This window comes from Flagellimonas sediminis, from assembly GCF_010500845.1.
GTDB lineage: Bacteria > Bacteroidota > Bacteroidia > Flavobacteriales > Flavobacteriaceae > Flagellimonas > Flagellimonas sediminis.
Window position 1 is genome coordinate 207,527 of sequence record NZ_JAAAMI010000001.1, and the last position, 21,138, is coordinate 228,664.

General features: G+C 42.1%; 16 protein-coding genes. 2 read left to right on the forward strand and 14 right to left on the reverse strand.

Features of this window, described 5'->3' with window-relative positions; all coding sequences use genetic code 11:
* Window positions 1–145: 145 nt before the first annotated feature.
* Both GTK07_RS00895 and GTK07_RS00900 read right to left on the reverse strand, forming a co-directional pair.
* Window positions 146–1,510 (reverse strand): DUF5689 domain-containing protein, encoded by a 1,365-nt coding sequence (locus tag GTK07_RS00895; RefSeq protein WP_163631951.1) that lies wholly within the window; start codon window positions 1,508–1,510, stop codon window positions 146–148.
* Window positions 1,511–1,521: 11 nt separating this feature from the next.
* Window positions 1,522–4,257 (reverse strand): peptidase associated domain and porin domain-containing protein, encoded by a 2,736-nt coding sequence (locus GTK07_RS00900; protein ID WP_163631953.1) that lies wholly within the window; start codon window positions 4,255–4,257, stop codon window positions 1,522–1,524.
* Between the two features lie 99 nt (window positions 4,258–4,356).
* Here GTK07_RS00900 and GTK07_RS00905 point away from each other — a divergent pair, with 99 nt between their 5' ends.
* Complete coding sequence (locus GTK07_RS00905; RefSeq protein ID WP_163631956.1) at window positions 4,357–5,394, forward strand: endonuclease/exonuclease/phosphatase family protein; 1,038 nt, start codon at window positions 4,357–4,359, stop codon at window positions 5,392–5,394.
* Between the two features lie 27 nt (window positions 5,395–5,421).
* On the opposite strand, the gene GTK07_RS00910 is transcribed toward GTK07_RS00905, so the two are convergent.
* The 9 genes from GTK07_RS00910 to uvrC all read right to left on the reverse strand — a co-directional run bounded on the left by GTK07_RS00910 (window position 5,422) and on the right by uvrC (window position 18,382).
* A complete protein-coding gene (locus tag GTK07_RS00910) occupies window positions 5,422–5,904 on the reverse strand; it encodes a hypothetical protein (protein WP_163631959.1) in 483 nt (160 codons plus the stop codon).
* An 8-nt stretch (window positions 5,905–5,912) separates the two neighbouring features.
* Entirely contained in the window at window positions 5,913–6,350 is a 438-nt protein-coding gene (locus tag GTK07_RS00915; RefSeq protein WP_163631962.1) for a hypothetical protein, read from the reverse strand.
* A gap of 91 nt (window positions 6,351–6,441) precedes the next feature.
* Window positions 6,442–9,123, reverse strand: a complete 2,682-nt coding sequence (locus GTK07_RS00920; protein WP_163631965.1) for a TonB-dependent receptor — start codon at window positions 9,121–9,123, stop codon at window positions 6,442–6,444.
* A gap of 171 nt (window positions 9,124–9,294) precedes the next feature.
* Entirely contained in the window at window positions 9,295–10,932 is a 1,638-nt protein-coding gene (gene pgi, locus GTK07_RS00925) for a glucose-6-phosphate isomerase (protein WP_163631968.1), read from the reverse strand.
* Complete coding sequence (locus GTK07_RS00930; RefSeq protein WP_163631971.1) at window positions 10,932–12,212, reverse strand: M23 family metallopeptidase; 1,281 nt, start codon at window positions 12,210–12,212, stop codon at window positions 10,932–10,934. Before GTK07_RS00930 ends, pgi begins: the two co-directional genes overlap by 1 nt.
* Before the next feature lie 3 nt (window positions 12,213–12,215).
* A complete protein-coding gene (locus tag GTK07_RS00935; RefSeq protein WP_163631974.1) occupies window positions 12,216–13,190 on the reverse strand; it encodes a tryptophan 2,3-dioxygenase family protein in 975 nt (324 codons plus the stop codon).
* 15 nt (window positions 13,191–13,205) lie between these two features.
* Entirely contained in the window at window positions 13,206–13,985 is a 780-nt protein-coding gene (locus tag GTK07_RS00940) for a DUF3108 domain-containing protein (RefSeq protein ID WP_163631977.1), read from the reverse strand.
* A gap of 336 nt (window positions 13,986–14,321) precedes the next feature.
* A complete protein-coding gene (locus GTK07_RS00945) occupies window positions 14,322–16,562 on the reverse strand; it encodes a patatin-like phospholipase family protein (protein WP_235932403.1) in 2,241 nt (746 codons plus the stop codon).
* Window positions 16,563–16,591: 29 nt separating this feature from the next.
* A complete protein-coding gene (gene uvrC / locus GTK07_RS00950) occupies window positions 16,592–18,382 on the reverse strand; it encodes an excinuclease ABC subunit UvrC (protein ID WP_163631982.1) in 1,791 nt (596 codons plus the stop codon).
* A 477-nt stretch (window positions 18,383–18,859) separates the two neighbouring features.
* Between uvrC and GTK07_RS00955 the strand changes: the two genes are divergently transcribed.
* Window positions 18,860–19,423: a 5-formyltetrahydrofolate cyclo-ligase gene (locus GTK07_RS00955; RefSeq protein WP_163631985.1), complete on the forward strand. Its 564-nt coding sequence runs from the start codon at window positions 18,860–18,862 to the stop codon at window positions 19,421–19,423.
* On the opposite strand, the gene GTK07_RS00960 is transcribed toward GTK07_RS00955, so the two are convergent.
* Genes GTK07_RS00960 through GTK07_RS00970 form a run of 3 tightly spaced genes read right to left on the reverse strand, consistent with a single transcriptional unit; the run spans window position 19,411 to window position 21,136 of the window.
* Window positions 19,411–20,070: a lipoprotein signal peptidase gene (locus tag GTK07_RS00960; protein ID WP_163631988.1), complete on the reverse strand. Its 660-nt coding sequence runs from the start codon at window positions 20,068–20,070 to the stop codon at window positions 19,411–19,413. The two genes, GTK07_RS00955 and GTK07_RS00960, sit on opposite strands and share 13 nt — an antisense overlap.
* Window positions 20,071–20,103: 33 nt before the next feature.
* Window positions 20,104–20,724, reverse strand: a complete 621-nt coding sequence (locus tag GTK07_RS00965) for a DUF4097 family beta strand repeat-containing protein (protein WP_163631991.1) — start codon at window positions 20,722–20,724, stop codon at window positions 20,104–20,106.
* 28 nt (window positions 20,725–20,752) lie between these two features.
* The gene (locus GTK07_RS00970; RefSeq protein ID WP_163631994.1) at window positions 20,753–21,136 is read right to left on the reverse strand and encodes a TraR/DksA family transcriptional regulator; all 384 of its coding nucleotides are present in this window, start codon (window positions 21,134–21,136) and stop codon (window positions 20,753–20,755) included.
* Window positions 21,137–21,138: the final 2 nt, after the last annotated feature.

Below are 21,138 nucleotides of genomic sequence, written 5' to 3' on the forward strand. Positions count from 1 at the left end.
AATGTTCTTGGGGTATGCTGCCGAATCTTAGATAAGGTAATGACTTACAATGTGCAAATCGAGGCCTTATTGACGGATAATCCCTTTTGATTTGGTGGATGCACGTTTTTAATTGATACATGAAAATTCTTATTTTAATTGTAAGCTAATACTTTACACCTGGGGTAAAATCTTGTGGGGCATTTTGGGGCAGTTTTATGGTGCCTGCATCCCCGGTATCGTTAAATAGGGTCCACTCAGAAAAGGAGTAAATAGGATTGCCTTCTATAATGTTTGTGTTTCGAACTGCACGCCCGTCCTCAAACTCGTGGTTGGTATTGGAACCGTCTTCGCCGACAATTCCAAACACATCGATGACGGTACCAAAAGGATCCACAAGTTCCAAATTGTCATCCCCATTGGAATCGGCCGGACTGTTGGTAGAAACTCCCAGATCGGGTGCAAACCCATACACCAATTGAAATTCCTCAGCATTGGGCGAAATCACCAAAGTGCTCTCCGCGCCGATGATCAATCCTGACAAATCGATTGTTGAACTTACTTCGGTTCCATCATTGGTATAGCGGCGAAGGGTCCATTTGTTCAGATCCAAAGGTTCTGTAGCGGAGTTGTACAGTTCCACAAACCGTGCACCGGAATTGTTGTCAGGGTCGGCCAGTTCCGTGATAAAAATTTGGGTGGAAGTGAATTCAGTGATAATCTCTGGGCAGCGTTCGTTTGTAAAATCAATATCCTCCAAACTTCGAATAATCAGTTGGGGATTTTTACCATCCTTCACCAAAATTCCAGTTATGGAACCATTACCCTCCGGAAGGATTTCAGCTTGAAAATCAGCATATCCACTGTTGAGCAACACCAGTTCGTTTTCTTCGCAATCATGAAGATGTCGTTCGGTTTCCTCTGTTGCCATAGCAAAGGGTTCTCCCAATTCATCATCCACAACCTCCAAACCATCCAACTGAACCAAAATATTTAGTGGAAGGGTGTCCAAAGCTGAAATTGTGGTCAAAAGAGGTTCTACAATTTCGTGATCATCACAAGCTGCAAAAACATGTTCGAATACTTTTTGGTTGGGTAATCTGCCGATGGACAGGTTCCCAAACGAAGAAAAAGCACTTCCCAATCTGATGTTCCCTTCCTTGTTGACCATATAGAGATCTTTCAGTTTGAGAAAAACCTTGCCTCCTTCGGGATATAGGAGATGGGACTGCCGTATATCCACTTCCAGTTGCAGACCGTAAGTAGGTTTGGATGGTTTATCTTGAATGAAAAGTGTGCTGAAAAAATTTCCAGCCTTATCCGAAGAAATCACATAACCCTCCAAAATCAAGCTGTCCTTGATCTGTGTGACCTCCTCTGTTGAAAGGGAATCCAATTCCACAAAACTGATGTTGGCCTTCAAATCGGTATTGCAATTTTCCTTTGGAGTATCAAAATCCGAGCTTTCCACACAGGAAAACATCAACAGTAACAATGCACTAATCAATATGGCAAAAAATAAATTTTTCATGATTTCAAGATTTAAAAGCTTATCGCCAAGTTTAAAAAATAGGTGCGCCCGTAGCTGTACCAATATTTGGGTCCGAAGGAAGAAACCCCACTCAGGTTATCCTTTTGCATCTGACCAAAGTTTCCATTTCGACTTTGTTCATAGCCTCCCGTCCTAAAAACCGAATCAAAGAGATTGCTAACACTTACAAAGGCACTGATATATTTTTTACCCCAAAGCCAAGATTTTCCACCTACCAGATTCAACAGATAGATATCCTCCATCTTTTTCTGTTGGAGCAGTTTGGCCACATTTTTGTCAGTGGCATCAGGAAATTGCTCGCCAGTTTCAGGGTCCAACAAAAAGCTTTGGGTACGGGCAATGGTGGAAAGGCTGATATAATTTTCGGTGAGGTAATTGGCTGTCGCTCCCAACCACCAATATTTGGGAGAGCGGTACTCCACCCCTACGGCCAAAGCCGTTTGTGGACCTTGCGCCAATCGTAGATCCTTCAATTTGGCAATTCCCAAATCTACCGTTCCTTCGGTGGCTATCAATTCGTCCTCTGCTCCAGAAGTATCAAAATTAATCTGAACCGAAGGGTCGCTTGCATACACATAACTCCCCAAATTCCCAGCAAGATTCACCTTCACACTGGATGATGCCTCGTATTGAAATCCAAACTCTATTCCCTTGTGGAGCTTGTCCAATCCTGAGATCACCTCTTGCACAAAATCGGAGCCCAGCCCAGAATCCACAAAAAAGAAATTGATGTCTGTGGTATTCATAAACCGAGTGTAAAAAGCGGTCACACGGCCAGTTAAAGTGGGCAAGCGAACAAAATAACCGAGATCAACCGTGGTAATGGTTTCCTTCAGTATATCGGGGACCACCTCGTTATGTTCCCTTGGATTGATAAAAATGTTCTGGACCACCGGGGGCCGTTCCAATTTGGCTGCACTTGCCGTGATCCAATGTCTGCCGGTGATGAAATAGGAAAATCCTCCTTTTATCCCAATACCTGAAAAGGCAACCTTTTCACTTGGGCCAAAAGAATTTTCCAAATACCGTTCGTTGGTGAAAAGTCCGTTTCGCTGCACATTGAAACTAGTCATGGAAGCCGATGCAAAACCATTCCATTTATTGGCAACATAGGCGATTTGCCCAAAACATTCTAACTGTGAAGCATTTACATCGTAGTTATAGTTGATGGTCTCTCCTTTAACCTTCTGAAGATTTCCATCCACATCATTCAAGGTATTGGAGAAGGTGTCCATATCCTCATAAAATTCCGAACCCAACATATCGGTAATCTCGGCATAGTTTTTCGAGGTTAGCTTTCGATAATTTACTCCCCCACCAAACTGAAAACGTTCACCAAGGTGATAGTCAAAACTGGTGGCAGCAGTAATGGTTTTATCTTCCACCACATCATCATAAAGAAGGTAGGCTGCGTTTCCATTGTTATTGGCATTGGCATCATACAATTGGCTCCACTTCCATTGCGGATGTTCCAAAAATGCTTCTCGTGCCAAGTCGGCGTTCACAAAATCGGCACCCAATGAACTGTTGATATGGTAACTGGGTAGATATCGGTAGTAGGTGGGGTCTGGATTTGGGGCATTGTAATACCCCAATCTACTCCTGGAATACTTTCCTGTTTGATAGGACACTCCAACCGTCCAGTTCAGTTTTCCAGTTTCCAGGGTATAGTTTAGAAGTAAAAGGGGCTCAAAAATATCGCGTTCACGCGAATTCCTGATTTTGCCATCCTGTTCTCCCCAGTATGGGTTGTATTGGTTGCCCATCAACTCAAAAACCTCTTCCGTCAACGCTGCAGAGCGACCTCTCCGGTTTCGGGCCAAAATTGCGGAAAACGAAATACTGTTCTGCTGATTGGGTTGATATTCAAAGGCTCCAAAAAAGGAATAGGCATCGTACAAGGTACCCTCAACATATCCTTCGTTGGCCCATCTTCTCGAAGCGGACACCGAATAGGCCAAACCACTTTTTTGCAATCCCGAATTGTATGTTGCCATGACCCGTCCTCGATAAGTTCGGTTGGACATGGAGGAAGAAACACGCACACCAGGTCGCATTCTCGACGGTCGGGTATCAATATTGGTGTTTCCCAAAATACCTCCAAATGTATAAGGATTCCTTTCGAGCGCATTGGTATATTCCTGATTGCGAATCACATCGTTGAGTCCTCCCCAGTTGTTCCATTGGGGTCGACCATCAATAAACTTGTTCATGGGAATACCATTAATTAACACCACCCCATTTTGTGAATCGTATCCCCGAACCTTAAAAAAAGCTTGTCCAAAATCGAAGGCGGCCCTGCTCAAATAAATATCCCTTGTTGACTGTAATAATCCTGACACTCCGGAGATAGAAGTATCCTCATCGGTAAGTTCCACATCGGTAAGGGTGATAAGGTTGTCCGTTTTTTCCAGAACAATGTCCCTATCCAAATACACGGAACCTAAATCAATCGGATTCCCATCCAGAAATACAGAAAACCGTTTGGGAACAAAATCTTGGGCAGTAAACACCAAGATCTGTTCACCAGAAACCAAGGTTTCCATCTCAAATTTTCCTTCGGAATCAGTTGTAAATGTTTTTGAAGTGCCTTCAAAGGCCAAGGAAATGTTGGGAATAGGCACGTTTATACCCCGTTCCAGAACATTTCCCTTGATCACTGTACCTTGCTGACCGAAAAGATTGGGGCCAAAACAAAGCACAGCCAAGAGCATAGCTGTTCTCATAAATTAAGTAGGTTAATTAAATAAAAAGGGGTTGTAATTGCTGTACAAACTGCGAAAAGCGAACAATCTTACTTATTTTTGTAGGAAATTCAAAATAGAATGCGATTATTAATATGCCTACTTGTATTAATATCGACCTCATTACATGGACAGGAGTCCAAAACTTTTACCCTTAGAACCATTGCGTTCTACAATTGTGAAAATCTGTTCGACACGGAGAACGATTCGCTCACCTTTGATGACGACCGTACCCCGGACGGCAGTTACCATTGGACCCAGGAACGGTATCTAAAAAAGGTGGAAAACCTCTCGAAGGTTTTGGCACAAATAGGTGAAGAGACTTCCAAAACCTCTCCGGACATTATCGGTCTAAGTGAAGTGGAAAACCGAAAGGTGGTTGAAGATTTGGTGCATCATCCCAATCTTTTGGAGAAGGGCTATGAAATCATCCATTTTGATTCGCCGGACGAGCGGGGCATTGATGTGGCACTGTTGTACAAAACCTCATCGTTTTTACCCACTTCCTTTAAAAGCCATCGTCTTTTACTTTTTGATGATATGGGAGAGAGGGAATATACCCGAGACCAATTGGTGGTGGGTGGGATCATGGATAACGAAGAACTCTACTTTATTGTAAACCATTGGCCATCCCGAAGAGGTGGGCCAGCTAAAAGTCAGCCCTTCCGGGTGCGGGCCGCCTTGTTGAACAAACGTATCATAGACTCGGTACGAACATTGAATCCTGATGCAAAAATTATTGCCATGGGCGACCTGAACGATGACCCCATTGATGATAGTCTTAAAAAAGTATTGAAAACCAAGGCCAAAGCAAATCAACTGGACAGTGTAAGTCTGTTCAATCCGATGGAAAGTTTGTTCCGCAAAGGTATTGGTTCTTTGGCCTATGGTGACAAATGGAACCTTTTTGACCAGATTTTCATGACTCCCAACTTGGCCACAGAAAACCGAGAAACATTATCCTTTTGGAAAGCAGGGATTTTTTCGGCTTCTTTCCTCAAAACAGAAAAAGGGAGGTACAAAGGTTATCCGTTACGGACATATTCCGGAGGCACCTACACGGCAGGGTATAGCGACCATTTTCCTGCTTATGTGTTTTTAATCAAGGAGGTTGAATGAGATTCCCTCCAAAGAAATAGGGTGAGTTTAGTTTCTGGTATCAAACTCAACAAATTGCTTTCCGAGGGCATTGTATATTAAGCCAATTGTATCTCTTTCAGATTCGGGTTTGGTTATGAAAGTTTGCTCGTCAAACAATTTCTCATTAACAAATGCAGATATTTTAATCACTGCTGAATCCGCTACAGTTATATCACCTTTGACCTGTCCCAAAGCAATTCGAAGACCTAAGGATACCAGGTCATCCTCAAATTCGAAGACATGATGTACCTCACTTCCAAGTTCATACTGTATAATAGAATCTGAGAAAGCCCCTCCATTGACAGAAACTCTCTCTTCACCAAATGAAAAAATAGAAAGCTGAGTATCGTATACCTCAAAGTCACCACTCATATCTATGGCAATGGACATCTTTTTTGGTTCAATGGCCTCGGGTTCCACAGGATTTTCTTCATCACTGCAACCATAAACCAAAACTATCAAAAACAGTGGCAAAAAAAGCTTGGTCATGGGCTACTTCAGGCAAACCATTGTCCCCAAGGGATACGGCTCAAAATCAACAAAAGGCCAAGACCGTAGAAAATGGAAATGGTCTTGAACTTTTTATCGCTCTCCATAAACTTTTTGTGTCTGGACCAACCAATCGTAATCAAGGCCAATGCGATGATATTGATAAAGGGGTGCTCCACGGCCAAAAGTCGGGCAGGGGCATTTAAACCACTCATTCCCAATGCCTGAATGGCCTTTAAACCGTTGGCAGAGATAAAATAGAGGACCAACCCCACCAATAACTGAATATGGCTCAAAATCAATGCAAAAAGGCTAATGCGAAGATCTTTGTGCATGGTGAAGTCTTTTTTGCCCAACCAGCCCAAAAGAGCATTGATTACGGCCACGATCAAGACGGCCAAAACAACATAGGCTAAATAGGAGTGTAGGTTCTTTATAATTTCCATGTGGTATAGTTTGTGGTTTTAAAAGTACGGATTTTAAGCATAAAAAAACCCTGCCGGTGGGCAGGGTTTTCATTATTTGTTCAGGCTTGGATTAGAAATCGTAACGCAAGGTCACGTTCCATGTCCTGCCCAATCCAAAATAACCTTGGTTGGAAACATTGATTCCTTTGTAAGTCTCATCCCCTGCCTCAACAAAGTTTGCAGTGGTAAGTTCAGAGATATAAATGTGGTTCAAAACGTTGTTCACGTTGGCTCTTATCTTCAACTGCTTAGTTTTGTTCATACCCAAGGGCACAGTAAACGTGGCACCTGCATCCAACAAGCTGAAAGAGGGTAATTCCAAGTTTTCCTTGATAGCCCCAACATCAGAATAAAGATCAGTGTAATATCTCCAATCAGAATCCACAGCGAAGTTTTTGTTGATTCTATAGGCAAGTCCCAAACCACCAGAGGTCTGAGCAGCACCACCTACTTTTCCGCCATCATAATCAATGGTTTCAGTGCTAATCACGTTTCTGTTCTCATCGGTAATTTGAGTAACCGCATTCCCTTTATACACCCAGTCTCCGATAGAAGCAAAACCATTGATGGACAATCCGCTAACAGGTCTAAATTTAAAATCTAGTTCCACACCAGTGTGCAATTGCTCAGTACCGAAGTTAGAGGTGTAAGTAATCACATCGTTCTGTACAGTGGAACTTGAAGCCACCCTATCTTTCCATGAGGTTCTGTACAAGTTAACATTTGCGGAGAACATGGTGCTTGAGAACCCGTAACCGGCTTCCAATCCGAAAATCTTTTCGTTTTCGGTCAATGGGTTCACTTGGTTAGTAAAGTTCAAGTAAATATTATCATGGTATGGTTGACGGTTGTAATAACCTACATTTCCATAAAAACTATGCTGTGACGTTGGGTTATAACTGAAACCACCTTTAGCATTATAACCAAAATTGTTCACTTTTTCAGAATCAACGCCGGGCTCAATACCTGCTGGCAATGGTACACCCGTCCACTGAGGAGAGGTTCCATCTATCAAAGATTGATCCGCATATTGGTAATGATCGAATCTTTGGTGATACTGATTGCTTACCGATCCTTGGAAGAACGTGGAGAACGTATCCGTAGCATACTCCAATTGAGTGAACAAACCACCATAAGAAATACGCTCGTCATTGCTATATCCAATTTTTTGATCCTCAGGATAAGAGTTGAAGGCCGCTTCCCATGCAGAAGGCTTAAAAGTTTCAGTAGCCGTAACAAACTTATAGGTTCCAAATGTTCCATAGGTTTGATGGTTATTGTTTTGATCTCTTAATCGAATATTATCCGTCCAAGAATTCAAACCATGGAAATCAGAAACTACCCTAAAGTGTTTACCATAATAGGTCCTTAAATCGAAACCAACATTCCAAGTTAAATTATCTCCAAGTTGCTTCTCAAGGTTAGAAATCAACCCGTACCAGTTATGAAGGTTCATGGAAGAACGGGTAATATAAGAAGGCTCAGAACCAAAGTTTACGGCATCACCATCCGTTACTGCGGCATTCTGGGCATAAATGGCATCATAATCGATACGTCCTTCAGATGTTCTGATTCTGTTACCCAAGTTTCCTGTTCCACCACCGTTACCCCAAGAGGCATAAAGTACAGTAGAAAGGTTTGTAGTTTCATTAATGTTCCAGTCCCAGTTTAAATTGGCAACTGGCTTGTGATAAAAATTCCTTCTTTCAGTCATATATTGACCTTGATAGGTACCCCAGTTGTTGTTGTACCTTCTTCCATATTCCAAATATGAAGAAATGGATTTGGTAAAGTTTTGATCATGGAACTGTGGCGCACCAGTGATCAAAAAGTTGAAACCATGATTATCATTTGGTCGGTAACCTACAGAGATAAAATAGGTCTGTCCCTCACCAAAGTTACCTTCGTTGTAACCATCACCTTGCCAGTGGGAAAGCATAACACTCATACCCCAACCTTTATCGGAGATACCAGTATTGTACCCGGCAGATGTCTTGATATAGTTGTTGTTGGCAACCGTTGCGTATCCAAAACCGCCTTCGTTCATTTCAGTGGCCTTGGTCACAAAGTTAACGGTACCACCCACTGAGGAAATAGCCAATTTGGAAGAACCTAGACCCCTTTGAATCTGGATACCAGAAGCGATATCATTGATACCGGACCAATTTGACCAGTACATCAACCCATCTTCCATTCCGTTGATTGGCTGACCGTTCAAAAGGAACGCCGTGTTATCCTGCTCGAAACCCCTTACCCTCATGTTGGTATCACCAAAACCGCCTGCTTGACCTGAAACATATACAGAAGGTGTGTTCACCAAGGTCATGGTAACATCCTGGGTGCCTATTTTTTCCTGAATAATCTTTACTGGAACCGATGAAACGGCTATAGGTGTCTTTCTATCTGTAGCTAAGTCAATGATACCTGTACCTACAACTACAACCTCACCTAATTCTTCTGCATCGGGCATCAAAGAAATTTCTCCTAAGCTACCTGTAGTTGTGAATGGAATACTTTTAGATACAAACCCAATGTAAGAAATAACCAAAGTTCCTGAGCTCTGGCCAACCTCCAAAGTAAAATTTCCATCAAAATCTGTAGATGTACCTGTGCTGGTTCCCTTAACCATTACAGTTGCTCCTGGTAGCGGGCCGCCTAAATCGCCGTCCACGACGGTACCAGAAATGGTTCCTTGTGAAAATGCCATTGCGGACATAAAAATAGCCGCAAAAGCCAAGTAGATTCTTTTCATTTAATTCAGTGTTTAAGTGTTTAATTAGCGCTGCAAATGTGATCCATTTTTGACACACTGCGATTAAGCCAAAGTTAAATAAGGCTAAGATACTTAACACAAAATTAACAAACAATGTTAGCTGACAAACAATTGTTTAGGGTTTTTGAACATTAATAAAAACCCATCAAATTACCTTTTAAAATTTTGCAATAGCTGCAACGTTGAAGTGTCGTGTTTGCCGATTTCTGAATTTTCAATATCGAGAAGAATATTTTTTGCCAATTGCTTCCCTAATTCAACCCCCCATTGATCATAACTGAAGATGTTCCAAACAATACCCTGCACAAAAATTTTGTGCTCATATAGGGCTATAAGGGCACCCAGACTCTTTGGGGTGAGTTTTTGTATCAATAAGGTGTTGGTAGGTTTGTTTCCTTCAAACACCTTAAAAGGTAGCAAGGCCTCCAATTCAGAAGCTGAAAGCTTTTGTCCCTCCAATTCCTGTTTGACCTCAACTGGAGTTTTACCGTTCATCAAGGCTTCGGTCTGGGCAAAGAAATTGGCCATTAATTTATTGTGATGGTCCACATCCCCATGAAGGGATTCCTTATAACCGATAAAGTCCGTTGGTATAAGTTTGGTCCCTTGGTGGATCAGCTGAAAAAAGGCATGTTGGGAATTGGTCCCCGGTTCTCCCCAAATAATGGTCCCGGTTTGATGGCCCACACGGTTACCGGCCCTGTCCACACTTTTACCATTACTTTCCATGATACCTTGTTGCAAATAGGCAGAAAAACGGCTCAAATATTGAGTGTAGGGAATAATGGCCTCTGTTTCGGCACCATGAAAATTGTTGTACCAAACACTGATCAAGGCCAAGATCACAGGAATGTTCTTATCAAATGGAGTTTCCTTGAAATGCACATCCATTTCATGGGCACCAGCCAATAATTCTTCAAAACGTTCATGGCCTACCGCAATGGCTATGGTCAAGCCAACGGCACTCCAAAGTGAAAAACGACCACCTACCCAATCCCACATGGGGAATACATTTTCATCGGCAATGCCAAATTCACTTATTTTTTCAAGGTTTGTGGATACCGCGGCAAAATGATGGGCAATGTCTTTTTCCGAAGCACTCTTTAAAAACCATTTTTTAATGGTAAGCGCATTGCTCAACGTTTCTTGGGTAGTGAAGGTCTTGGAAACGATCACAAAAAGTGTGGTCTCAGGGTCCAGTTCCTTCAAAACTTCATGCACATGGTCCCCATCCACATTGCTAACAAAATGGGTCTTCAGGTGATTTTTGTAAAACTTTAAGGCTTCGGTTACCATCACAGGTCCCAAATCGGATCCCCCTATACCAATATTAACCACATCGGTGAAAGGCTTTCCAGTGAATCCTTTCCTTTCCCCAGAAATTATGGCCTGCGAAAAGGTTTTGATCTTTTCCCTAACGGCATACACTTCATCCACGATATTTTCTCCATCCACAAAGATTTTTTCATCTTTAGCGGCCCTCAAAGCGGTATGCAAAACGGCCCTACCTTCGGTCTGGTTGATGGCTTCCCCATCAAAATAGTTTTTTATGGCACTTTCCAGTCCCACTTCCCTGGCCAAATCCAACAAAAGGGAAATGGTTTTATCAGTAATTCTGTTCTTTGAATAATCTACCAAAAAATCGTTCCAAACCAATGAGAACTTCTCACCCCGATTTGTGTCAGTTTCGAAGAGTTCCCTTAAGTGTTTGTCCTTTGTTTCTTGATAGTGAGCCTGAAGTTTATTCCAGGCAATTGTGTCAGTAGGGTTGATTGTGGGTAGTGCCATTACTGGTTATAAGTGATTAACGTTTCTTCAGGTTCGGGGTTCGGGTCCACCAACTCAATACAGTCCAATTGCCATTTAAGCGGTTCAATATGGGCCATGTAATCCGTTCGCAGTGAATCGGCAATAGGTTTCGCGGCGGGAAGTTCTTCCTTAAATGGATCTACCTGCCTGCCATTTTTCCAAAAACGGTAACAAACGTGTGGGCCTCCGGTATTTCCCGTCATTCCGATCCAACCGATCACATCTCCTTGGCGCACAAAATCTCCCTTCTTAACATTTTGGGCTTTCATGTGTAGATACTGGGTGCTGTATGTGCCATTGTGTTTGATCTTTACATATTTTCCATTGCCGCCTCTTCGGGTAGACTCCTCAACAGTCCCATCTGCAGTGGCCACAATGGGCGTTCCAATTGGTGCGGCAAAATCTGTTCCCTTGTGGGGTCTTACCTTATAACCATAATAGGCAATTTTTCTTTTGAGGTTATAGCGAGAGGACAATCGATATTGCAATTTTACGGGCGCCCGTAAAAAAGTACTTCTCAAATTATTGGCATCTTGATCAAAATATTCCAAGATTTGGTTGGTTGAATCCGCTATATATGGAAAAGCATATATGGTTTTTCCCTTATGTTCAAAATATGCTGCCTTTACAGCACCAAGGCCGGCATAAATGCTGTCATTAATATACCGTTCATCGAAAACCACCTTGAACTTGTCCCCTTTTTCCAACCGCAGAAAATCAATGGTCCATGCATAAATATCGGAAAGCGCAAAGGTTAGGTTATAGTCTACTCCCAAAGTATCAATGGAAAGGGATAAACTATGATCTATAATTCCACCTATCTCCCGCTCGACCAATCTTACTTTTTTTCTGCTCTTATAGGCCACCGCACTGTCACGTAAATCGACCACGGTGTAGTTGATCTTATCGTTTTGGTAGATGAACACTTTGGCCACATCCGAAGTATCCTTTGACTTTAAAATAATGTAGGGCTTGCCCACCTTTATCTTTCTTACATCAAAGGTGTCCCTGTAATTTTCCGAAATGGCGGCAATTTTGGGGTAATCCACTTTATTTCTGAGCATAAGCTCGCCAAAACTGTCCCCATTCCTTACGGTGTCGTGTACCACATTGAATTCATCCAGATTGAACCCATAATGAAGAACAGGAGGTTTTTCAATGGCCTCCACTTTTGCTACTTCTTCAACAGGTTCCTTAGTTTGATTGCATGACACCAATATGACGACCAGTGTCAAGATTGCCCCAATAAATTTTTGCATTTTTTATTCCTTGTATTCCTTGTTCTCTGGATTAAAAATATGATCTACCCACTCTTTTCCCCATGTATCCAGTTCATATTCTGAATACAAAGTTGGGAAAAATATTATTTTCTGAAAACTGGGCGGCAAATACTGTTTCCAATTTGTGCCCCCTGTTGCCTCCACATCCTTACCTTCCTTTGCCAAATACCTATAGGCAGATCCCATATGCATCAAAGGCCAATTTACATTGGCATTCATATCCAATTGCTTTAATGAATCGATCAGCTCTTCATTGTTTTTGGACTCGTCCGGAAGTTGCAAGTATTTTTGGTATATTGTACTGTTCTTCACCTGGTTGGCTATTCTCAACAACCGTGGGGTATACCTTGTCTCGAACTGTTTCAAGGTCAAGGTCTTTTCACCGGTTTTAAGATCGGTAGCCCCTTTCTTCCAATATACGTGTTCAAAAAGATCTTCAATCGTGTCCACTCCGGAAAAGTTGCTCCGCTCGGTAAAATGCAACATATTTTCCAATGGGGTGGCATAGATTTCGATCATTCTGTATTGGGCCGACTGGAACCCACTAGCTGGCAAAAGGGCCATCCGGTACCGAAGAAATTGTTCCCTCTCCATCCCTTTGATCATAATACTGAAGGAGGAGATCAGTGCCTTAAAATAACTATTGATCCTTCTCACCTTTTCAATGAAGAAAGTAAGGTCCTGTGAGCGATCTTCCACTATCTGCTTTTGTTCGTGCAGGATCAGCTTAAAATAAAGCTCGGTGATCTGATGGTACATGATAAAGATTTCCTCATCCGGAAAATGGGTCCTGGGCACCTGAAGGCTCAGAAGGGTGTCCAGATGGATGTAATCCCAATAAGTGAGATAGCGTTGGTAAAGCAGACCATCAAGATAAGAGCTCAGGTCTTGACCCGAGTTTTTGTACTTTTCTTCAAGTTTGTTGATTTGGGACTGAATTTTGGGATCCTGCTTCATCAATGCCGATCTGCGCTAGTTCATGATAATTTTGAATTGGTTCCTTAATCCATTGTAGGCTTCAAGGTCGGCTTTTAAAGATCCCACTGCCAAATCTGCCTTTATGCGAATGGGAATTTTGTTCAAATCGTTGGACACCCATAGGGTCAAACTCTCCTTTTCCTTAAAAACGCGGCCCGATTGAACCAACGGTCTAAATTTAAGACATTCCACTTTGCCAAACTTGGTCTTTAAGATTTCTTTTCCTAAATATTTCAACTGGAATTTGAACATCCCATCATCATCAAAAAGCATGTCCAGATCAATGGACTGGCCTTCCACAAATTCTTCCAGATTGTAGTTGCTTCTTAAAAAATAAGAGGCCGAAATAAGGTCTTGTACCCCATTATGGATCGGAAATTCTTGTTGCGTGCCATTTTTATGATCTTTAAGCACGGCATTGCGGGTTTCATAATCAAAATCGATCTGCATATCTTTGGTATAGCCTCCTTCATCAATCTTTCGAATAAATTTGTAAGGCCTTCCATTTCGGCGACCAAAATAGCTCTCGTAAGTATCATCCACCTTAAAAAAGATACTGGCGAAACCCGTGGTCTTACCCTTGCCCACAACATGGTACACGGGGACACTGTCCAACGTCTCGGAAGTAAGGTGCATAGTAGCATAGCTGGCATTCAGGATCCCGTAATGTATCCTGAACTTGAGCCATTCCCCATTCTTAAAAGCAGGTGTGGATTTTTGCCCCATAAGGGAAAACACCGAAAGCACAAACAATAAGGGCAGCAGTCTTTTCATAGTCAATTTTATGCGTATAAAATTAGCAAAAACGATGTTGGGGCCATCTGGTTTACATATACTTAAACAAATCTTATTCCAAAATAGTATAAATAAAAAAAGCCCAGTCTTAAAACTGGGCTTTTCCTAAATAACCAACCAAACTTTAAATTATGAAAAACCAATACTTAAAGTTATAAGGGAACCACCCCTTATCTGAGACAAATATACGCCACGCTTTTGTAGGAAATTCAGTTTTTAACGGACTTTAACTTAACCCCCTATAAATTGATCCTTTTTGAATGTTTTTTTGGCAAATTATTAAGAAATCCAAGGGATTTGGTACATCTACCGTGATCAAAACCAGAAGCCCACACTAAAGAAAATACTGTCATTTTTTATCTCGGGCGACCAAGAATAGTAAATCTGTATCGGGCCGATAAAAGATTCAAATCCGTAACCCACTCCATAACCCGAAAAAGTTGGCTCGGCGAACCAATCTCCCGTACGGAAAAGATCATCCGCCACGTTGGCAAAGTTGGTAGTGAACATGAAGTGGTGTTTGGGTGCTACACGGTAATCGATACGACCATATGCCTTTACAAAGCTGTTCCCTGGAATGCTGAGAAAATCATATCCGAAGAAGGGTACAAAATTGTTCACAAAATCGTTCCCAAATCCCCCAAGTACAAAATCGAACGAAGTTACATCCGAAGTTCCCAACTTAACACCTCCCTCAGCTTCCAAGTTAAAGCTAAGATTGTGCAAAATGGGGATGGTCGTCCCAAGTTTGGCCTTGGCTATTGAAAATTCCCTAAAATTCTGGTTATAGTCCGAGGAGAAAAGGTAAACATGAAAATCACTGTCAAATAAAAGCCCTTTGGTCGGAAAATATTTGTCATCATAGGTATCCAACGTTATTTTGGAAAATGCGTTGAAATAGTTAGATCTCTCAAAAGTGGTCCTCCCATCATCATCGGTCAACGTTGCCCCCGCATCGGTCCCCTGACCCAAGGTCCTGGTAGAATACCGTAAAAATTTATGCTCCGCTCCAATGGTAAAGGCAAATTCTTCCTGTAACACCGTTTGGAGATAAATCTGGTTGGTCAGGTCCGTAACGTCCATATTTATCCTTCTGATATTGGGGTCGTCCGGTACATTGAAATTTCCCCGAATCAATGAAAAATCAACCTCAGAGTTAAAATCGGTGAACTTGGAATTGATCCCAAAGCTCCAATAATATCCTTTATCCAGATAGTATTGCATATTGTATCGAATATGGTCGCCCAAAATAAAATCAAAAGAGGCCACATCATCCTTCATCAAGAAGTTCTTCTTGGTAAGGTTGAACAAGGCTGCACTTTTATAGAGATCATCATAATGCGCGGACACTTTTACGAACATTTTGTTCGGATTTTCCTTAATTTTTAAGATTAGGTCCGTTCCCAATCCATTGGAAACCAAGTCATATCGGATTGCCTTGAAGTTTCCGGTGGCCGATAGGTTGTTTATGCCCTGTTTTAGGTCCTCAAAGGCAATTTTTTCCGCTAGATTGAACCTTAATTTTCCTTTGATATATCCCCTCGTATAGCGATCGTTTCCCTCAATGAGCATACGGTTGATGGTCAAACTATCCATTACCGGAATACGTTTTTTTGCCTTTGGTACATAGTGTTGGGTAGCAGCTATTTTTTCCAATTCTCCCAATTTGGTCCTAGTTGCCTTTTCCCCGCTTTCCACAATGGCCTTGCCCCGATCAAAATCGATTACCGAAAACTGGTCTATATCAGGCCGAATGTAGACATCCGTTTGGGCAGACTTCTTTTTCATGTCGTTAACGGTGCGATAATTGTTGATCTGCAACAAAATTTCCGTGGCCGAGGACAGGGACTCCCTTGTGGAAAGATCGTGCTGCACATCCACCCCAATGACAATATCTGCCCCCATGGCCCTTACTTGGTCTATCGGATAATTGTTTACTACCCCACCATCGATCAGTATATCCCCGTCAATTTCCGATGGTTCAAAAAGGGACGGAAAAGTTCCACTGGCCACAATGGCCTCGGGTAAATATCCATGATCCAACAGCACCTGTTCCCCTGTCTCCACATTGGTGGCCACACATAAAAAGGGTATGGGCAATTTGGCAAAATCCTGAACATCCTTTACATGGAAAAGTAATTGCACCAACATATTGTAGATGTTTTGGCCTCCTGAAATGGCTTGGGGAAAACTCACTTTAAAATCCGTAAAGGGCAAGGTAAGGGCATAGCGTTCGGAATCCTCTTTCTCATAAAAATTCTTGGCACTACGCGGTACATTGTCCTGAATGAGATCGCTAAAGTTGGTCTTCCTGAAAATAGAATCCAATTCCTTGGCGGAATATCCCGAGGCATATAGGGCCCCTACTATGGCCCCCATGCTGGTGCCCCCGATGTAATCCACCTTGATCCCCGCCTCCTCGATCACCTTTAATGCGCCAATATGTGCCAACCCTTTGGCACCACCACCACTGAGCACCAATCCTACCTTGGGCGGGGCTTCCTGAGTTGTGGACTGGGCCATTCCAAACACTCCTATTAAAGAGCATATGATCATACTAACGGTTTTCCTGTTACACATAGTGACTAATGAAATGATTTATAGATTTTCTTCGCTTTCGCCATGCCCACAGATTCAGCGAGACTTTCCAACGAAGCTTCTTTTATTCGTTTAACGGATTTAAAGTTTTTCAACAATTGCTCCGCGGTTTTTTCCCCAACGCCTTCAATACCCTCCAATTCGGTATTTATAGCTCCCTTACTCCTCTTGTTCCTGTGGTGGGTAATCCCAAAACGGTGGGCCTCGTTCCTTAACTGTTGTATGATCTTTAAGGTTTCCGATCTTTTATCCAAATAAAGTGGGACTGGATCTTCCGGGAAATAAATCTCCTCCAATCTTTTGGCAATCCCGATAATGGCAATTTTGCCCCGAAGACCCAAAACATCCAAACTTTTAAGCGCGGAGGACAATTGTCCCTTTCCGCCATCGATTACAATCAATTGCGGTAGAGGTTCGTCCTCTGCCAACAAACGCTTGTATCTTCTGTGGACTACCTCCTCCATACTGGCAAAGTCATCAGGCCCTTCCACGGTCTTAATGTTAAAATGCCTATAATCTTTTTTTGAAGGTTTGCCATCCTTAAAAACCACACATGCCGAAACAGGATTGCTTCCTTGAATATTGGAGTTGTCAAAACATTCAATATGCCTGGGTTCCACTGAAAGTCTAAGATCCGCTTTCATTTGCGACATAATGCGATTAGTATGCCGATTGGGATCGGTGATCTTGATCTGTTTCAATTTATCCTGCCGATAGAACCTTGCATTTCTTTCGGAGAGTTCCAAAATTTTGTGCTTGTCCCCCAATTTGGGCAAGGTGACCTTTATATTGTCCTCCACGGCCACTGGCATCTGCAAATAGATTTCCTTGGATTTGGAATGGAATCGTTGTCTGATCTCCGTAATGGCCAATTGCAACAGGTCTTCGTCCGTTTCTTCCAATTTCTTTTTTATTTCCAACGTATGGGACCTTACAATGGAGCCATGGGAAAGTTGCAGAAAGTTTACATATGCATGGGTCTCGTCCGAAATGATGGTGAACACATCCACATTGTTAATCTTGGGATTCACCACGGTTGACTTAGCCTGGTAATTTTCCAAAATATCGATCTTATCCTTTACACGCTGTGCCTTTTCAAACTCCATTTTATCGGCAAGATCTTTCATTTGCTGTCTGAAGGATTGTAAAGAATCCCTCAAGTTTCCCTTAATGATCTGTCGGATGTCCTCGATCTGGGCATGATACTCCTGTTCCGTTTGAAATCCTTCACACGGGCCCAAACAATTTCCCAAATGATATTCCAGACAGACTTTGTATTTGCCCCCTTCAATTTTTTCTTCGGAAAGGTCATAGTTGCAGGTACGCAAGGGGTAGAGGCTTTTAACAAGTTCCAAAAGCGTCCTGACCGTTTTCATACTGGTATAAGGGCCAAAATACTCCGAACCGTCCTTGATCAACTTTCGTGTAGGGAATACCCTTGGGAACCTTTCTTTTTTAATGCAGATCCATGGATAGGATTTGTCGTCCTTCAACATCACATTGTACCGCGGTTGCAGTTTTTTGATCAGGTTGTTTTCCAAGAGCAGGGCATCCGACTCGGTAGGTACTACAATATGGTTGATGGTCTGGATTTTTTTGACCAGGACCCTTGTTTTACCGTACTCCTGGGTTTTATTGAAATAGGAAGAAACCCTTTTTTTAAGGTTTTTGGCTTTTCCCACATAAAGAATCTTTCCTTCCTTGTCATAAAATTGGTAAACCCCAGGGTTATCGGGAAGGGCACTGAGCTGTACGGCAATGGTTGTAGGGTTGGACATATAGCCTTTTGAAAATGGTCCGATTCGATTTTACACAAAGTTATGGTTTAAAACTAGTGTTTCTTGTTAAACTTGATCTATTGCCAGTTTGTATTGATATGAATCAAGTTTGGGTAAAAGTAATTTGGAATGTGCACTGTACCAGATTTTTATACGATTCCCTGAAATGATACCGAATTATGGTTTCCCCCCAGAAAAACTATGGAAAACCCCCAGTCAAAGGACCGATACACGGCCTAAAATGTTAAACTGTTGCAAAAAATGATGTATTTCATCGATAAAATCTGCATTTCATGGTGGATTTTTAAATTGTTTTACATACATTTAAAACTATAATTACAATCCTATGGAAAACTATGTAATCGTTTTGGGAATGTACTTGATTTTGATGCTGTTCTTCAAAATCTTTTTCTCCGTGGCAACAAAAGGAGAATAAATAACTGTTTCCCCAAACAACCCCTAAATCTTCAACATTTAATGTTGAAACATGACCTAAGAAAAAAATATAAAGATCTGAGAGCTGAAATTACTCCTCCTAAAGCCTCGGATTTAAGTTTGATTTTAGCCAATCATGTACTCCAAATCCCAATCTGGGATTTTTTTTATTTCCATACCTTTTTAAGCATCGAGGAGAAAAATGAAGTGGATACACTTCCTCTGATAACCTTACTCCAAGGAAAGGACAAACATGTTATTGTCCCTAAAATTTCCGGCAACACCACTATGGAGCATTATCTCCTTACCGATAGTACATCCCTGAAAATAAATAGTTGGGGCATTCCAGAACCTGTTGATGGCTTCCTAGTACCCGAAGATAAAATTGATGTAGTGTTTGTGCCTTTATTGGCTTTTGATATACAAGGAAACCGTGTAGGGTATGGTAAAGGGTTCTATGACAATTTTTTGCAGAAATGCCCCAAGCAGACCCTTAAAATTGGACTTTCCTTTTTTCAGGCCGAAGAGGACCTGATCACGGATGTACATGAAAACGATATAAAACTGGATTACTGCGTTACCCCGAACAAGGTCTACGCATTCTGATCGACCACTTCCTCTTCTTTCCCCTTTTCTTCAGTGTTCTTTGGAAATGCTTTTTTATTGAAAACGATCAAAATACCCACCCCTGTGCTGATCGCCGTATCCGCAATGTTGAATACGGGCTCAAAGAAACGGAACCTATTCCCACCCAAGGAGGGAACCCAATCGGGCCAGGTGGTATCGATCAAAGGAAAATAGAGCATGTCCACCACCTTGCCGTGAAACAAACTGCCATAAGGATCACTAGAGAACAAAGTGGCCACTTGCCCATTGCTATGATCAAAGATCAATCCATAAAATACAGAATCGATGATATTGCCCATAGCTCCGGCAAAAATGAGTGAAACTGCCAAGATCAAGGTCCGGGTAGACTGTTTTTTGATGATATCCCACAACCAATACCCAATACCGAAAACGGCAAAAATCCTGAAAATCGTCAAGATCAACTTCCCCGCAGGTTCTGAGATGGGCAAAAGATCGCTCAACTTGGTCCCCCATGCCGCTCCTTCATTTTCAATGAACAGGATCTTGAACCATCCGAACACATCATGGGATTCTCCCAAAATAAAATGGGTTTTGATGTAAATCTTGCTCAATTGATCTACCAAAAGAAGCAAAACGATGATGAAAAGGGATTTTTTTAAACTCATCTTGTTAGTAAAGCGGTTGCAAAAATATAGATATTATTTTGTTTTCCTAAGATGGATATTGCCCTCAACGGTCTTTAACACAAATTGATCGTTCCCAAAGGGTATGGTTTCCTGTTCCACTTGCCCATAGGAGCTTTCGGCCAAAATGTCCCCACTGGGAGCCGTAAGCCAAATGTCCCCTTTTTGAGTGACCACCTCAACGGTTTCCGTAACATTCTCCAAGGTGCATCTACCGTCCGAAAGTGTAACATTCAGATTTTCATAGTTGCCCGACACCCTTACATCACAATTGGTTCCATAAACGGCAACACTCTTAAATTCCGGCACACTGATTTCCAAGGATATGGAAACCACTTTGTGGGCACTGAGCTTATCGTTAGGATCAATGAACAGGGGTTGAAAACCGGCACTGATCAAGGCAGTGGTACCTGTTTCCTCAATGGCGATCAACAAATCCTTGGCATACTCCCCTTCCATACTGGCCGACACCTTTACCTCATCGGTCCGTGAAGTCTTTAGATCGATATGGTAACAATATTCCGAATCTATCTGGATGAAGTCTATCCTAGAATCCATAAATGCTTTTTTTACCAATTTTTGTCCGTTCATGGACAGCATGGCGAACATTAACAATATGGTTACCGATCCCTTCATAAGCAAAAAACGCCCTAAGGCGTTTTTATTATTTCTGCATGTTTTTCGCCTCTATGCTCAAGGTCGCATGTGGAACCAATTTCAAACGCTCCTTGTTGATGAGCTTACCGGTCACACGGCAAATGCCATAGGTTTTATTCTCTATTCGCATCAAAGCATTTTTAAGGTCCCTGATGAATTTTTCCTGACGTATGGCCAACTGGGTATTGGCTTCCTTGCTCATGGTCTCCGAACCTTCCTCGAAAGCTTTAAAGGTTGGGGAAGTATCATCGGTTCCATTGTTTCCATCGTTCATATAAGAGCTCTTCAAAAGTTCCAAATGACTTTTTGCCTTCTCCATTTTTTCCTCGATCAAGGTCCTGAATTCATCCAACTCTTTGTCTGAGTATCTTACTTTTAGTTCTTCTTCCATGG